Raw genomic sequence first — 16,571 nt, forward strand, 5'->3', positions numbered from 1 at the left:
TTCTGTTTGATACCAAATTCGCCTTCATCAAAACTGATGTGGGATGAAAACGACAGAAATAAGCACAAATAAAAAGAAAGAGTTGTTGCAGCAACTGGTCACGCTCGACGACCTTGATATTTTTAAGCATGAATTACTGGCAGATATTAAAAGCCTTCTAAAAGAATATGCTGGTAAACCTTCCAAACGCTGGTTAAAAACTGAAGAAGTCAAAAAGCTACTCGGAGCTTCGACTGGCACCCTGACAGCGTTACGCATTAAAGGGACATTACCCTACAGCCGTATCGGAGGAATCATTTACTATGATTCCGAAGATGTAGAAAAGATGTTCGATTCCCGTAAAATTCAAAATAATAAGGTATGAGCAGGAACGCATCCATCAGCGGCCACGGCATGAGCGTGCCGCCCATCCTTCCGCACGTGTTGATCTACTTTGACCAAAAAGGTATGTCGGCAAAAGAAGCAGAAGCTTTCTACCATTATCAGAATGCACACGGCTGGAAAACAGACAGCGGCACACCTATAAAAAACTGGAAGGTGGTTGCAGCAAACTGGATATGGGATATTCAACGCACAAGGTTTGTAACCATTCAGCTCAAAGTCAGCCGGAATTTGCTCAAATGAGAAACAGGACGCAAAAGCTGACCGAGCAGGTATACTATCAAGCGCAGACTTCCTTCCGGACAATGGAGAAACTGGCTGAGGAAGCAGTGCAGCTCAAAGACCTCAAAATGCTGTTTGGGAAATATGTACCGCAAAATAACCTGGTGCATTTTCCCTCGCAGCGAGGTGTAGGTAAGTCCTGGCTTTGTATGCAAATTTGTATGGCAGTGGCCGGTGAATGGGATTGCTTTTTAGGTGAGCCGATCACCCTGCATGGCAATACCCTCTACATAAATCACGAGCTTAGTCCAAACACCATGCGCAGGCGCAGCCGGAAGTTATACGCCGGTTTACCACAATCACTGAAAGACCAATACCATTGTTTTGTTTATACCTCACGAGCTGGGCTAACTACCGAGCTGGCAGCGATTATCCAGTATATCGAAAAGTATAAACCGGTGCTTATCGTGATCGATAATTTACGCATGGCCTTTACCGATGTGGACGTAAACAACAATCGCGAAAGTACCCGGATCATGAACATGCTGCTGGCACTTTGCGATACTTCCAGTGCCGCCCTGATAATTACCGATCATTTCAGAAAACATACAGGCGGCCAATTGTCGGGCAGCGATTTGCAGAGTGGCTCCGGTATTAAAACCGATTTGTCTGACGCAGATTTTTTCATGCGTCGCAGTTGCCAGGACAAGAGCCTGCGCATTCTTAAACGGGACAAGTCCCGGCACTTCGAGGAAGATCCGAGAGCGAAACTGATCCGTCTCAATCCTGAAACATTATGGTTTGAGTTGGTGGCAGAGGACGTAAATGAAGCCGAGCATATCGGACTGAATGGACTCAAAGAAAAGGACGAGCAAAAAGATATGGCACAAACGCTACGTGACCAGGGTAAGAGCATCCAGGACATTGCCACCATTTTAGGTAAGGGCAAAGCAACGATACACCGATGGTTAAAAATAGACGGAGAATGAACAGCAATAATTCAGTCAAAGACCGGTTCAGCGTTCCATCGTTCCGTTTTTTGGAACGATGGAACGAATGGAGTTCTTAAGCGATTGAAGGAAAGAATATTACCTCAATCATTACAGTGACATGGAATGAACGGAACGAAAAATGGAACGAGGCCAACCATTGACCAATGAAAGCATATCCGGCAAGTGAATTTTTGGCAGATTAATTCTTAAATACAATCAAAGCATGAACATGAAATCGGTCCGAAGGCGGGCCTTAATAACTGTTGGTTCCCCTTGCTTCGCCGGGGAAAGCAAGATGTACACTTGTCGGACAAGTGGCGATTTTTTGCCCCCTTTCGCTCCGGAGTCGCAGGGGTTTTCAGACCATTTTGAACTATGAATAATTGACAGATGGAGAGTGTTCAGAGAAGTAGAAAACTGACGGTCCGGCTTACCCCGGACGAGTTCAAGACGATAGACGGCCAGTTTAAAAAATCGACCGCAAAGATCATGAGTGATTATATCCGCAGCATTTTATTGACTGGAAAGATCACCTTGTATTATCGTAATCAGTCTCTCGATCAGCTCATCGAAGAACTGAAATTATTACGCCGTGAGCTTGCGGCTATCGGAAATAATTTCAACCAGGTAGTAAAAAAGATCAACTCAGTAAAGGAGGCAGCCGAGCTTAATTTCTGGTTGGACATGGCCGCACTGCTTCAAAAACAGTTGCTGGAAAAGACCGCAAGCATCAACGATAAAATCGCTCAAATCTCAGACAAATGGTTGCAAGGTTCGTAAGCGGAAAAGAGATCGACAAGGCTGTTCGCTACAACGAGCAGAAGGTAGCAGCCGCTAAAGCTGAACTGATCGGCGCCTTTGATTTTACCAAAGATGCTGATCGTTTAACCATGTCGGACAAGATTGGTCAGCTTCAATATTTAGCAAAACAAAATTGTCGGACACGCAGAAACGCAATCCATATCAGCCTGAATTTTGATAAAGCAGACCAACTGGACAAAGAGAAACTATTAGAGATCGCACAGACGTACATGGACAAGATCGGCTTTACCGGACAGCCCTGTCTGATCTACCAGCATCACGATGCTGCGCATACGCACATACATTTGGTCACGACGAACATCCGTGACGGGGCCAGGCGGATCAACATCAATAATATCGGTCGCAATCAGTCAGAAACAGCCCGGAAGGAGATCGAAGAATTATTTGGCCTGGTTAAGGCGCAAGGTAAAAAGCAGGAACGTGACCTGCTGCTAAAACCGGTACAGGCAGAGAAAGTGATCTACGGTAAATCCGAAACCAAAGCTGCAGTCTCTAATACAGTTCGCGAGATCGTTAGTACCTATAAATTCACCTCGCTTGCTGAATTAAACGCTGTCTTACGGCTGTCTAATATCGAGGCCGACCGTGGCACACTCGGCTCGCAAATGCATCAAAAAAACGGGCTACGGTATTTCGTGCTCAACGAGCAAGGGCAAAGAGTTGGTGTACCCATTAAAGCCAGCAGTATTTATGGCCGCCCCACTATGGCCAACCTTCAAAAGCGCTTTGCTGCCAATGAGCAAAAACGGAAGGGCTACCAGCAAAGATTACAAGCTGCGCTAGATAAAGCGTTGCAGCCTACTGGCGGCCTGACACAGAAAGCTTTTACCAGCCAATTAAAAAAAGCGGGGGTTGATGTTGTGTGGCGACGAAATGAAGAAGGCCGCCTCTACGGCATTACTTACGTGGATCATGCTACCCGAAGCGTATTTAACGGCAGCGATCTTGGTAAAGCTTATAGTGCCAATACAATAAATGAATTCCTGGTTAAGCAACCGGAAAATGACTACGACAGAAACAGTGATCCAAAGGATGATCGTCTGCCTTATATCGTCCGTGACCTTCCGGGCAACCTCATTAGTACCCTACTGGAACAACCCGATGTCTCCGACCAGATGGATTACCACCTACGCATTACTAAAAAGAAAAAAAAGAAACGCCCCAATTTTTAACCAGCTAATTACAGATCATGAGCCATACAGGAGAGAATTTAGAAGGGCTGCGAAAGATCATTGACCTTACCCGCAAGATGAGTATAGCATCACTGCTATTGCACATATATATTTATTGCTACGCGGCTTTCCGGCTATGGCGACTGACGCATCCGGTTGGTGACAAGATACTTGGTAACATTGCGGCCGTAAGCCCGCTTAACAATATTTGGCTGTCAAAACTGGCTGCGCTGGCGCTATTGCTTATCTCCCTGATCGGCGCAAAAGGCAAAAAAGACGAGCAATTGAAATGGCCGGCACCGGTCCGGTCGGTGATTATCGGCCTGGTGCTTTATTTTCTAAGCAGCTTCCTTTTAAATATTAACGCTTCGACTGAAGTTATAGCAGTGTTGTATATGAGCCTGACAGCACTTGGCTACCTGATGGTATTGAGTGGTGGCACCATGCTATCGCGTATCCTACAACTGAAATTTAAAGGTGACATTTTTAATAAGCTCAATGAGACATTTCCCCAGGAAGAACGCCTGCTTGAAAACGAGTATTCAGTCAACCTGCCGGCACGGTACAATCTGAAGGGCAAAATCCGCAAATCATGGATAAATATCATTAATCCTTTCCGGGCATTGCTGGTAGTGGGGACTCCCGGCGCGGGTAAATCCTATTTTGTAATACGTCATGTCATAACCCAGCACATCCGCAAAGGCTTTACCAGTTTTATTTACGATTTTAAATTCGATGATCTCTCCGTTATCGCTTACAATACTTTCTTAAAATACAAACATCTTTACCCTGTAGAACCGAAATTCTATGTGATCAATTTTGATGACCTGTCACTGAGCCACCGATGTAACCCGCTCTACCCGGATAGTATGACCGATATAACCGATGCAACGGAATCCAGCCGTACTATAATGCTCGGTTTAAACCGCGAGTGGATCCGCAAGCAAGGCGAATTTTTTATAGAGAGTAGTATCAATTTTGTAACAGCCGTAATTTGGTTTCTGAAGAAATATCAAAAGGGTAAATACTGTACCCTGCCGCATGTAATCGAATTGATGCAAACGGAATACGACGAGTTATTTCCGGTACTTAGAACGGAGCCGGAGATTGAAGTACTTATCAACCCTTTTGTTTCTGCTTATGTTAATGAGGCGATGGAGCAATTGGAAGGCCAGATCGCCAGCGCGAAGATCAGTATGGCGCGGTTGGCCTCACCGCAGCTTTACTATGTACTTTCCGGAAACGATTTTAGCCTTGACCTGAATAATCCGAAAGAGCCGAAAATTATTTGCGTGGGTAACAATCCGCAAAAGCAGCAGGTGTATGGAGCTGTTTTGTCACTATACATTTCCAGGATGATCAAGCTGGTCAATCGTAAACAACAGCAGAAAAGCAGCCTGATTTTCGACGAATTTCCCACGATTTACTTTAATGCGATTGACAGCCTTATTGCTACTGCCAGAAGCAATAAGGTATCTACTACGCTTGGCGTGCAGGATTTTTCACAGCTACGCAAGGACTACGGCCGGGAGCAGGCCGAGGTTATCTCTAACATTGTGGGTAATGTCATCAGCGGTCAGGTAGTTGGTGATACAGCCAAAACCTTATCAGATCGATTTGGTAAGATCATGCAGGAACGTGAGAGCCTTTCCATTAATAGCCAGGATACTTCTGTCAGCCGGTCTACACAGTTGGACGCTGCTATTCCAGCATCCCGTATTTCATCACTTTCTTCAGGCGAGTTTGTCGGCGCCGTAGCTGATGATCCAGACCAGAAAATCGAATTAAAAACATTCCACTGTGAGATTATTAATGACCACGATGCATTAAGAAAAGAAACTGCTGAATACCAAGCCATCCCTAAGATCAGGAATTGTCCGCAAGTGGAAATCGATGCAAACTACCTTCAAATCAAAAAGGAAGTGGCAGCTATTGTCGCTACTGAAATGGAACGCATTTACGATTCTCCGTCACTGGCACATCTGCTGGTTAAGAAAAATAATAATTAGTAACTGTATTTATTCATCTATAAATCCATCTTAAAAATGAAAAAGCAATGTTTAATGTTTATGCAACTCTGTTCATGTTTGCCTTTTCCTGTAAAAAGTACAACAGTGACCAACCCGCTTCCCAAACAAAGGTCTTGCCACAACTCGCGATTACCTATTATGATCGCTGGTTGTTTAATATATAATTAATGAGAGAAGATAACGCCTCGCAGTAAATTGCAATCTCTATTAAAAATATCAACAACCAGTTATTGCGATGAATACGCTATCAGAGAACCTGGACACACCCCAATGGCATTTCAAATCAAGCGATACATTTTACGTTCAAATGCGGAACGGTTGCAATGTGCGTATTATGGTGGAAAGGGATCATTTGGAATTTTATGGAATCGACAGTGACGAACTTTACATCACTTCAAAATCATTCAATTGCGTTAGATTACATTTTAAATTACCTGCACCACAAAAGCTTTGGGAAGCGGACGAAGTGAGCATAATATTTAATGATGAACCCAGGAAGCATAAAATGTGTAAAGTGTTGGAAATAAAATTGAAGAACGGAGGTATTTGTAATTTAAATATCGAACACGACTACATTAAAATCTTCGCGAATAATTACCGGCGCTTCTTCGTAGAGCCAGCTTATTGTAATGTAATAAAGGCAGTCGTTTATAATGATTAATGCCACCTGGTAAATTCATTTTGCCTGACTATGTGCTTTACATTACCTTTTCATTTCTTTAACTTTAGCCTAATGTTTTTTGAAAGTTAGGCGTGTATGTGCTAACCCCATCGGCTGAAAAGGAACTGCTTGCCCGTTTGCGGCAGGGTGATAGCAAAGCTTTTGACCAGATTTACCATCATTACAGCCTGAAAATTTACGCCAATATCCTGCGCATGGTTAAAGATGCTGACGACGCGCAGGAACTCCTGCAGGATGTGTTTCTTAAAGTATGGCAGAAACGGCACAATATTGATCCCGAGCAGTCATTCAAATCGTACCTGTTTCGTATTAGCCGGAATTTAGTTTACAATTTCTTCAGAGATGTATCCATAGAGAGGAAGGTCATGGATTACCTGGCCAGCATCGGTACGGAGTTGCATACCGATTTAGAAGACGATCTGATGTTCAAAGAGCAAAAACAATTGCTCGAACAGGCCATAAACCAGTTGCCACCGCAACGCAGGCAAGTATATACATTGTGTAAGATCGAAGGGCACTCTTATGCCGAAGTGAGCAGGATGCTTGGCATATCCACATCTACGATCAGCGACCATATAGTTAAAGCGACCCGTTTTATAAAAGAACATCACCGCTTAACCGATGGTGCTGCGCTCCTTGCAGTTTGCATGCTATTTAACAATATCTGAAATTAATTTTCTTCCCGAACAGAGGATACCTGCCTGCCGCGTGTATTAATATCATGCGTTTGACCCCGGCGGTTTCACGGTAATTACCTACCTGAAGCTGTCGGAATAACTTTAGTTAATAGTTTAAAGCAGCAGCGCGAGGCTGCTGCTTTTTTAATGTAATTTTTCTCCTGATGACAAGCAATATTTCTTTTTAATGGCAGTCCCCATTTATGTACGACGAGTACTACGCCGTCATAATAACTACGGCTTTACCGCATTGAGCGGCGTGTGAAATGAATTTTTTAAGTGCAAGGAAATGAGTGTATAAATAATCACATGATTCTTTGCCATAGTCCCAAATATCCGGGTAAATAGCTAAAGCTGTCATTGCAGGCGGATCAAAATTCTTTTTAAGGTCGGATACTTTTGCATCGGAAAGAAACATGTTTACTTTCCTTATTTCGTCAGGCATTAATACCTCACAGATTATGTTTGTGTCCCCATCAGCCAGTTGAATGGTCTTGCCTATTAATAAGTGTTGATTGGGATTTTGAACATCCGTACTGCCGGATAGCAGGAATTTAATTCCGGGTAAACTTTTATCGAGATCAAGCATTTGATCTTTTGGAGCCTGCTCGTCCAGGTAAAAACTCGGGTAAAAATCCTCCACGTGTAGATCGGATAATTCAGCAGGATTTAACTGAAACAGTTTAGTGTATAGTCCCATAATACAAAGTAACAAAGCAAATGTTACAAACGCGCCATTAAACCTGGAAAATGAGTTGCCACTAAAAAAAATTCACATTTATCAATAAAAATTAAAAACGAGCAGAGTAACCATTTCTTAAAAGTGTATTAACAATAAAAACACTTTGGAAAACAGGGACGACATCAGAAAACAATTTATCCGCTACCTGGCCGGAGAAAGCAGCCCGGAAGAAGCGGAGCAACTACTGCGTTACATTCACTCAGGACAGGATAGGGAATTTATTGAACTCCTGATCGGCGAGCATCTTGATCATCCGGTCGCACAACAGTTGGCAAATGATACTGACACGCAAAACCGCTTGCAACAGACGCATGAGCGCCTCAGAGAATTAATTAGGCCAATAGAGGAGCCGAAGGTCGTTCGTCTACAATGGATACGCATTGTTGCTGTCGCTGCCTCTATCACATTACTACTTACTGGCGGATGGCTATTTCGGGATAATATCCGCAACTGGATAGACCCGGTAAAAATGGCGCAGCTCACAACATTAAAAGGCGAACACAAACAGATCACCCTTTCGGATGGGACGCAGATCTGGTTAAGTCCTGCCAGTAGTCTTGAGTACCCGCACACTTTCAATCGTGACACCCGTGAAATTCGGTTAAGTGGCAGTGCTTTCTTTGAAGTTGCCAAAGACAGCAAACACCCCTTTAGCGTTCATACCGGAAAGATCACCACGCAGGTTTTAGGCACCAGTTTCCAGGTCGATGCTTATAATGACCAGCCGGAGATTGCCGTGACCCTGCTTACCGGCAAAGTGTTACTTGCCTCTGGCAGTGATACTACTCACCTGCAACCGAAACAACGCGGCAAAGTGAATAAGAATACAGGCAAAATTCAGAAAACGGACTATCCCGAAGCAGACGAATATCTGGCACGGCGTGATGGCGTCTTCGATTATCAGGGTGAACCGGCGGTGGTTGTCATTACCGACATACAACGGGAATTCAATATAAGCATCGATATAGTGGGGGCGGTAAGGCACCGTGGCTTCTACGGCAGTATTTCGCTAAAGGACGGTGCACTTGTGGCTGTGCAGAAACTATGTGCCACAATAGGCGCAACCTACGAGCGACAGGATGATCATTTTACAATTCATATGACAGGCAGATAATTTTTTTAGAGCGATTAAAAGAAAGGATAAGCATGGGATAGACCGATATAAAACAACAAATCCTCCCTGCCTGGGCAGGAAGGAATGATTTAAAGTGAAAAATATGTGCAGTTGCACCAACAGGCCTTCGAAAACCAGGTGTACTGCTTCTATTAACCCTAAACATTTTAAAGTTATGAAAAAAAATGAACCGCATAGGTTCTATAAGCTACTGGTATGCGCTATGAGGATACAGTTGTTTATCATTGTTTTGATCTGCAGCGCTACGATGCTGGCGCTGGCAGATGCCCGTGCGCAGGACCCGCTACGCAAGACCATCACTATTGAGCTGAAAGACGCGCCCTTGAAAGAGGCGCTTGATAAGGTCGCTAAAGAAGCCGGTGTAAAATTTCTCTACAGCGATGATGTCGCTAAAAGCACCACTAAGATCAACGCCTCTGCCCATGAGATTACCGTGGGTAAATGGCTGGCTGACATACTACAAAACATCCCCTATTCCTACCGAATCGTCGGTGACGCACTTCTTGTCCGTTATGATGAGGCAAAATTTAAAGCCCTTCAATTAAAACAGCGCCGGAAAGCTGCGCTACCGGTAAAAGGGCGAATCGTTGACAGCAAGGGCGAACCCTTACCCGGTGCCACCGTCCGGGTGAAAGGAACAGAAACACTCGCTATAACGGATAAGGATGGACTCTTCCAATTACAGGGAGCAAGCACGGATGACATTTTAATTATTTCTTTTGTTGGTTACAAAAGTAAAGAGATTAAAGTAGCTGACATTAATGCCAACGGAAGTGTTGTTCTTGAGGAAGACGCTGCCGCCCTGAAGGAGGTTGTTGTGTCAACGGGATACCAGGAAGTACCATTGGAACGGGCTACCGGCTCATTTTCCAAAGTAGACAATGCCTTATATAACCGGGAGGTTTCTACGGATGTTATCAGCCGTCTAAAGGCGATTGCGCCCACCTTACTATTTGACGAACGCAACGGTACGACCAAGTTGAGCATCAGGGGACGCAGCACCATTTTTGCCAATGATCAGCCGCTTATCGTCGTTGACAATTTCCCTTACGATGGAGATATAATCAACATCAACCCCAATGACGTAGAGAGTATATCCATACTTAAGGACGCAGCGGCCGCATCAATATGGGGTGTTCGCGCTGGAAATGGCGTTATCGTAATAACAACAAAAAGGGGACGGAAGAACCAGGCACCGCAATTAGAATTAAATGCCAATGTAACGGTAGGTAATAAACCTGACCAGTTCTATAAACCGCAAATGAATTCCGCCGATTTTATTGATGTTGAAAAATTCCTTTTTTCCAAAGGTTTTTATGATGCATCAATTGCGAATAAAAGAACATTCCCGGTACTAACGCCTGTGGTGGAATTACTGGCAAAGTCGCGTGCAGGCGATTTAACTTCAGAAGCGGCAAATGAACAAATCAACGCACTAAAAGGTTATGACGTGCGAAATGATATTGACAAATACCTTTATCGAAAGAGTATCAACCAGCAATATGCACTGAATTTAAAGGGAGGGGCGGAAAAATACACGTACTATTTTTCGGCAGGCTACGACAAAAATCTAAACAACGCTGTCGCCAGTGGTTTTGATCGCCTTGTATTAAATAGTCAACAAACTTTTGTCCCTTTAAAAAACCTCGAACTGACCACAGGGTTAGTCTATACACAAAGCAATGTGCAGGCAAATTCTGCGGTCAATCTGTCTATGGGTGCGAAAAATATTTACCCCTATGCACAACTGGCAGATGCTAATGGAAACCCACTAAGAGTTGCCCGCGATTTTAATGCTGACTTTATTAACTCTGCCCAGTCAAAAGGATTACTGGATTGGAGTTACAAACCGCTACAGGAGGTAAAAGATAATAGTGATAAAACGACCCAGTCGGACATGCGTTTTTCCGGTATTGCAAAATATACTTTCATAAAAGGACTAAGTGCTTCGCTGAATTATCAGTACGAACGGCAAAATACCAATAACACTTTACTACAGGGCGAAAATGCATATTACACCCGCAACCTGATCAATAGCCTAAGTTCCCTGAATGGTGATGGAACAGTCAATCGAATTGTCCCTGTTGGTGGGATATTAACAAATGGAGCGACCTTGCTTACTTCTCAGAATGGAAGAGGGCAATTAAATTTTGACAATAACTGGAATAAAAGCAGGATAACCGCTATCGCCGGTGCAGAGGTCAGACAGGCAAAACTAACATCCAATCAGGGAAAGTTGTACGGTTATGACGCCGAACTTGGCTTGGGACAGCCAGTAAACTATACGGATTACTTTCGCACAAATCCATCAGGGTTTTATTCCAATATTCCGGGTATTACTTCAGTTAGCACCATACTGGATCGCTTCCGTTCTTATTTTGCTAACGGTGCATACACATATGACGACCGGTATACGTTGTCAGTCAGCGGTCGCATAGACCAGTCGAATTTATTTGGTGTAAAAGCGAACCAGCGTTCCGTTCCTTTGTGGTCATCAGGAGTTAAATGGGATATTGATAAGGAATCTTTTTACAAGGTATCATGGCTCCCGACGTTGAGCCTTAGAGCATCTTATGGCTATAACGGAAACTATGATAATACGGTGACTGCCTTTACAACGGCATACTTATCGTACAACGTTTATACGCAACAAACAGCCGCCGCTATTCAGAGTCCCCCTAACGAAAATCTCAGGTGGGAAAAAAGCGGGATTCTTAATATTGGCGTTGATTTCGCCAGTCAAAATAACCGGCTCACCGGCAGCATTGAATATTATCATAAAAAAGGAACAGACCTGATCGGCAACGGTCCACTTGATCCTACAACTGGTTTTACTCAGTTTAAAGGAAATGTAGCCGGTATGAGCGGTAAAGGGTTAGACCTGATAGTAAATACCAAAAACATTACCGGCAAATTCGGTTGGCAAAGCACCATAATTACCAGTATCGTAAACGATAAGATTACAGATTACAAACTGGTAAACACTATTGCAAGCGCCTATCTGGTCGACGCCAGTATAACCTCGAATACCTACGGTTATTCACCGGTTGTAGGACGTCCTTTATTTGGCATATACGCCTACAAATGGGCTGGTCTTGACCCACAGACAGGCGATCCTATGGGTTATTTGAATGGCAAACCGAGTAAAGATTACGGAACATTGAATAATATCGCTGCCGATAGCCTGCAATATATAGGACGGGCAACACCTTCGCTTTATGGTGCTTTCCGGAACACATTTAGTTACGCGGGCATCTCCCTTTCTTTTAATATCAGTTACCGGTATGGTTATTACTTCCGGCGTTCGTCAATCTACTATACTGATTTATTCAATAGGAATGTATCTCACAGCGATTTTGAAAAAAGATGGCAAAAACCAGGCGACGAAATAAGTACAAATGTCCCCTCAATGGTGTATCCGGCAAATAGTAATAGAGATTATTTCTATAACAAATCCACAATCCTGATTGACAAAGGTGATAATATCCGGCTTCAGGATATCAGCCTTGCTTATGACCTGTCGCCACTGAAATTAAGGAAGCTTCGGTTAAACCATTTGCAGGTCTATGCCTACATGAATAATGTCGGGCTGTTGTGGACGGCCAACAAAGATCATATTGATCCCGACTATCCAAACATGACATTACCAAGAACGATAGCAGTTGGCATCAGGGCTGGTTTTTAATTTAATTACTTAAAAAGATGAAACAAAAAATACAAATACTGACCTTTCTCTTTTTGATACTGCTTGCGGCATCATGCAAGAAAGACTGGCTGGATCAAAAGCGCGACAGCTCCCTGATTGTGCCCAAAAGTTTAAAGGACATGCGATTGTTGCTGAACAACAATTATCCTTATGGCGTAAACGACATTGGCCTTGCAGAGCAGGCCGCTGATAATTTTACTATAGCAGACAACTACTATTCTTCACTTTATTCACAAGAACAGTTTGCCTATATCTGGAGTGATCAAACATTTTCAGGAATCTCTTACGTGCGGGAATGGGAGGAGGCCTACCAGGAAGTATTATTAGCAAATGTAATTTTGGACGGTCTAAATAAAATCACGCAAGACAGCAACAACCAGACTGAATATAACGACATCAAAGGTGGTGCATTATTTCTCAGGTCAAGAGCTTTTTATAGCCTGGCCCAGATGTTTGCGCCAGCTTATGACTCCAAAACGGCATCAGCAGATTTAGGCATCCCGCTTCGGTTAAACCCGGATATAAACGAAAAATCTTTCAGAGCAACAGTGCAGCAAACCTATGACCGAATTACCGGCGATCTTAAAGAAGCGGCTTCGTTATTAAAAATCGTTCCGGCATACAAAACTGATTCTTCTCGTCCGGCAGCCTATGGGTTATTGGCCCGCTGTTATTTAAGTATGGGTATGTACGATCAAGCCTTTCTATACGCCGATCTTTCCCTAAAGGATTACAGCAAACTTTTAGATTACAATAGCCTGGACGCCACAGCGGATTACCCTATCTCGTTATTCAATGACGAAGTGGTATTTGATGCATCAATTAACGCTTATGCTTCTTTCGCTGTGCCGGTTTGCAGTATTGCTACCGATTTGATTAATTCTTATGATGGAAATGATTTACGCAAACAGGTATTCTACGTTCAGAATACGGATGGAACTTTTTCTTTCAAAGGAAATTATTCAGGTTCAGATGTACTATTTGGCGGCATATCCACCGATGAACAATACCTGATCCGTTCTGAATGTGCTGCCAGGTCCGGGAATGTTGCGGCAGCGATGACGGATTTAAACATTCTTTTAAAGACACGATTCAAGGTCGGGACATTTACGTCATTGGTTGCGGATAATCAGGCAGCCGCATTGACATTAATCCTTAAGGAAAGAAGGAAGGAATTGCTGATGCGTGGAATTCGCTGGTCGGATCTTCGCAGATTAAATAAAGAACCGGCATTTGCAACGACGCTGAAAAAGACAGTAAACGGTCAGACCTATAGTTTATCGCCGAATGATAAGCACTACACTTTCCTGATTCCCGATTATATCATTAAAGCATCGGGTCTACAACAAAATGCACGTTAAACGTAAAGCACATGAAAAAGATCACTATTTTGATACCAGTCCTGTTGCTGGTAAAAACATTGATTGCAGCACAATCTATACAAGCACAATCCAAAACTAAAGATGATGAGATAAAGGTTGATATCCATTTTTCAAATGGCTTTGCCTATGATGAACTGGAAACGTATGTCTGGGACACCTGGAACCTGGAAGGATACCAGCGATCTTTCAAGAGCAAAGTTACAGGGAATCGTTATCACATTAAATTAAAGGCCAATAAGCCCGTTTATTTAGGCTTTGAAGCGGATACTAATAGCCTTTTCCACTCGCTAAAAGCTTATTCAGCAAGACATGGTTTTATTGCGGAGCCAGGCGACGAGCTTCATATGGAAATAGGTAAACATTTGGATATGGGTATACTCAATATTCGCTTTATCGGAAAAGGCGCGGGCAAATATAGATGCATGCAGGAACTTATCAGGCAGGTAAATGGTAAAAGCAAAACAAGAAAATGGGCGTTCTGGCTCGATACAGAACAGTTGTTTGCACGGGCAGATTCTGACCGGGTAACAGTTGCGCAAGTGATGGGCAAATACAAAAATCAGCTTTCTTCATTGGCCTTTAAAGTAATAGAGTTAGCATATCTCCAGGGAATATATTCCAGTGCCATTGATAAGCTTGGAGATAGTTCAGACAGGAAGCTGCTAAATAAGTATGCCGATAAAATCTCTGCGCTTAAAGCCAAGTTCACTAAAATTGAAGCCGGTTACGATAAAAGTAATTTGACATTCTTATATCGGTTGGCTGTGCTTGAGCAAATGATTAATCAACCAGATGCACCTGGATTGGGCTACTATCGTACCCATTTTAAAGATGCTTACCTGCTACTAAAAAGATCCTACGCAGATTCGCCGGCCTTAAACGAAATATTGTTAGCCACAAATATTTTCGATACTGTTGCTGCCTCTGGTATCAGCAATGACGCTAAAGCCTGTATGGCCGATCTTTTATCGTTTGCAAACAAATCAGGCGTTTTATATAAACAGATACTGGCTATACAGCAGCAATACCAAACAAATTTTGAATCAGGCAGTGATGCTTATGACTTTGCCCTCCCGGACACCAGCGGAAAAACAGTTAGACTGGCAGATTTCAGAGGCAAATTAATTATTATGGATTTCTTCTTTTATGGCTGCGGCGGTTGTATAACAACAGCACCGGTGTTGGATAGCCTGGAAAAATTATACGGCGATAAAGAGATAGTATTTATAGCTATATCGGTGGACGGTACAAAAAAACTTTGGCAAAAGGGCATAGGCATCTATAGTAGTAAAAATGCGGTACAATTATACACAAATGGGCTTGCTGCGAATCACCCGCTCATTAAATATTACCGTGTCGGTTCTTACCCTACGATTGTGATAATAGATAAAGAGGGGAAACTTATATCCGCTCATGCACCCGATCCCCGATCAGCGGTTGGGTGGAAAGAATTCACTTCAGTTTTGGAGCGATCACTATAGCAAACAATCAGTTTATATCCTCAAAAGTTTAAAAGAAGTACCGGCACGCCGGTACTTCTCAAATGGCGAATTACATGCCTACGGGTGAATAGCGCCTTGGGTAGGTTGGCCGACGGGCGAAATGGGATTGTTGTGGCTGTCAACATTGTACTGTTGTGCACAGTTGTCATTTCCCGCCTGGCACGAAGGGAGGCCGGGCAATGCGGTTCCGGTGGGCTGGCCGGCAGCGTCCAGGTAGAACCATTTTGTAGCGTCCAGTTGAGAAGCGAAAGCTCCTCCAACACCCAATACAAGGGCTGTAGTAATAAGGGTCATTTTGATCTTTTTCATAATTATTGGTTTTAAATGGTTAAAAAATGGCAGGGTTTGATAGAGGGAAAGTACCGGCGTTGTGTTCAGGAGCCGGAGAAGCCTGCGTTTATGTTGCAACAGTAAACAAGCGTTTAGATTAGTAGGATAATTCGGGGCTTGACGAAGTTCTTTGATAAGCAGGTATGCGGGTTAGCAAAAGACCAATGATGGCAAGTGCAACCATGATGATGTTAAACACCAGGTGCTGTGTCCAGTTCATGCGTTCCAATAATCCACCGCATGTACAGGGCACCTGTTTGGCAACACCAAGCACCAATGCGACAAACACAGTGAATCCGGACATAAGTATGAGTGAGCTGATAATGCCGGGTCTTTTGTCGGTAGCAAATGCCAACCATAGCGCGGTCGCAATCTCCCAGCATGGCACCAGCCAGGCAACGGTTCCTGCAAAGTCACTGATAAATGGATCACGACTGAGCTTAGTCTCGAAGTTCTGGTAATCCAACAGCTTCGTTAGCCCGGCATAAAGGAATAAAATGATGAAACATGAAATGATAATCCAAAGCAAAATTATTCTTGATCGTGGCGTAGCGTTGCCCGATACGGTAGTCGTATTCATAGCTCACAATTTGAAATTGTTAAAGGGTTTTTTAACGGTGTTTCGTTTCTGGGAAAAGCGGTAATTTATAGTTCCTTCCTATCTGTCAAATGTCCCGTAGCTGTAAGGAGAAAGTCTGGATATTTCGACATTATTTGATCCGCTTTTTAGGGTTCACTACTAAGCTAAGCCCCAAAACAATGCTGGAGAAATCTATTATGTGAACATGCGTATTGC

At 43.4% G+C, this 16,571-nt stretch carries 15 protein-coding genes; 12 read left to right on the forward strand and 3 right to left on the reverse strand.

Features of this window, described 5'->3' with window-relative positions:
- Positions 1-43: 43 nt before the first annotated feature.
- The 8 genes from ACEN9X_RS09175 to ACEN9X_RS09210 all read left to right on the forward strand — a co-directional run bounded on the left by ACEN9X_RS09175 (position 44) and on the right by ACEN9X_RS09210 (position 6,969).
- Positions 44-364 carry a helix-turn-helix domain-containing protein gene (locus ACEN9X_RS09175; RefSeq protein WP_413670082.1) on the forward strand — a complete coding sequence of 107 codons (321 nt, stop codon included), beginning with the start codon at positions 44-46 and terminating at the stop codon, positions 362-364.
- Entirely contained in the window at positions 361-624 is a 264-nt protein-coding gene (locus ACEN9X_RS09180; RefSeq protein WP_413670083.1) for a hypothetical protein, read from the forward strand. Before ACEN9X_RS09175 ends, ACEN9X_RS09180 begins: the two co-directional genes overlap by 4 nt.
- Positions 621-1,592 carry an AAA family ATPase gene (locus tag ACEN9X_RS09185; protein ID WP_413670084.1) on the forward strand — a complete coding sequence of 324 codons (972 nt, stop codon included), beginning with the start codon at positions 621-623 and terminating at the stop codon, positions 1,590-1,592. Before ACEN9X_RS09180 ends, ACEN9X_RS09185 begins: the two co-directional genes overlap by 4 nt.
- A 393-nt stretch (positions 1,593-1,985) precedes the next feature.
- Positions 1,986-2,375 (forward strand): plasmid mobilization protein, encoded by a 390-nt coding sequence (locus ACEN9X_RS09190; RefSeq protein WP_413670085.1) that lies wholly within the window; start codon positions 1,986-1,988, stop codon positions 2,373-2,375.
- The gene (locus ACEN9X_RS09195) at positions 2,357-3,589 is read left to right on the forward strand and encodes a relaxase/mobilization nuclease domain-containing protein (RefSeq protein WP_413670086.1); all 1,233 of its coding nucleotides are present in this window, start codon (positions 2,357-2,359) and stop codon (positions 3,587-3,589) included. The genes ACEN9X_RS09190 and ACEN9X_RS09195 overlap by 19 nt, the downstream gene beginning before the upstream one ends.
- 17 nt (positions 3,590-3,606) lie before the next feature.
- Positions 3,607-5,598, forward strand: a complete 1,992-nt coding sequence (gene mobC, locus ACEN9X_RS09200) for a conjugal transfer protein MobC (RefSeq protein WP_413670087.1) — start codon at positions 3,607-3,609, stop codon at positions 5,596-5,598.
- Positions 5,599-5,854: 256 nt separating this feature from the next.
- A complete protein-coding gene (locus tag ACEN9X_RS09205; protein ID WP_413670088.1) occupies positions 5,855-6,280 on the forward strand; it encodes a hypothetical protein in 426 nt (141 codons plus the stop codon).
- A gap of 92 nt (positions 6,281-6,372) precedes the next feature.
- Positions 6,373-6,969, forward strand: a complete 597-nt coding sequence (locus tag ACEN9X_RS09210; RefSeq protein ID WP_413670089.1) for an RNA polymerase sigma factor — start codon at positions 6,373-6,375, stop codon at positions 6,967-6,969.
- 226 nt (positions 6,970-7,195) lie between these two features.
- Here the strand turns inward: ACEN9X_RS09210 and ACEN9X_RS09215 are convergent, their stop codons facing one another.
- Positions 7,196-7,678, reverse strand: coding sequence for a DUF1877 family protein (locus ACEN9X_RS09215; RefSeq protein ID WP_413670090.1), 483 nt, complete (start codon positions 7,676-7,678; stop codon positions 7,196-7,198).
- A gap of 145 nt (positions 7,679-7,823) precedes the next feature.
- Between ACEN9X_RS09215 and ACEN9X_RS09220 the strand changes: the two genes are divergently transcribed.
- The 4 genes from ACEN9X_RS09220 to ACEN9X_RS09235 all read left to right on the forward strand — a co-directional run bounded on the left by ACEN9X_RS09220 (position 7,824) and on the right by ACEN9X_RS09235 (position 15,424).
- The gene (locus ACEN9X_RS09220; RefSeq protein WP_413670091.1) at positions 7,824-8,834 is read left to right on the forward strand and encodes a FecR family protein; all 1,011 of its coding nucleotides are present in this window, start codon (positions 7,824-7,826) and stop codon (positions 8,832-8,834) included.
- 175 nt (positions 8,835-9,009) lie between these two features.
- On the forward strand, positions 9,010-12,540 hold the full coding sequence (locus ACEN9X_RS09225) for a SusC/RagA family TonB-linked outer membrane protein (RefSeq protein WP_413670092.1): 3,531 nt from the start codon (positions 9,010-9,012) through the stop codon (positions 12,538-12,540).
- A gap of 17 nt (positions 12,541-12,557) precedes the next feature.
- Positions 12,558-13,922 carry a RagB/SusD family nutrient uptake outer membrane protein gene (locus ACEN9X_RS09230; protein WP_413670093.1) on the forward strand — a complete coding sequence of 455 codons (1,365 nt, stop codon included), beginning with the start codon at positions 12,558-12,560 and terminating at the stop codon, positions 13,920-13,922.
- A gap of 11 nt (positions 13,923-13,933) precedes the next feature.
- Positions 13,934-15,424, forward strand: coding sequence for a TlpA family protein disulfide reductase (locus tag ACEN9X_RS09235; protein WP_413670094.1), 1,491 nt, complete (start codon positions 13,934-13,936; stop codon positions 15,422-15,424).
- A 78-nt stretch (positions 15,425-15,502) separates the two neighbouring features.
- On the opposite strand, the gene ACEN9X_RS09240 is transcribed toward ACEN9X_RS09235, so the two are convergent.
- Positions 15,503-15,739, reverse strand: coding sequence for a hypothetical protein (locus tag ACEN9X_RS09240; protein ID WP_413670095.1), 237 nt, complete (start codon positions 15,737-15,739; stop codon positions 15,503-15,505).
- Between the two features lie 133 nt (positions 15,740-15,872).
- On the reverse strand, positions 15,873-16,355 hold the full coding sequence (locus tag ACEN9X_RS09245) for a MauE/DoxX family redox-associated membrane protein (RefSeq protein ID WP_413670096.1): 483 nt from the start codon (positions 16,353-16,355) through the stop codon (positions 15,873-15,875).
- Between the last annotated feature and the right edge of the window lie 216 nt (positions 16,356-16,571).

Source organism: Mucilaginibacter sp. Mucisp86, from assembly GCF_047324315.1.
Taxonomy (GTDB): Bacteria; Bacteroidota; Bacteroidia; order Sphingobacteriales; family Sphingobacteriaceae; genus Mucilaginibacter.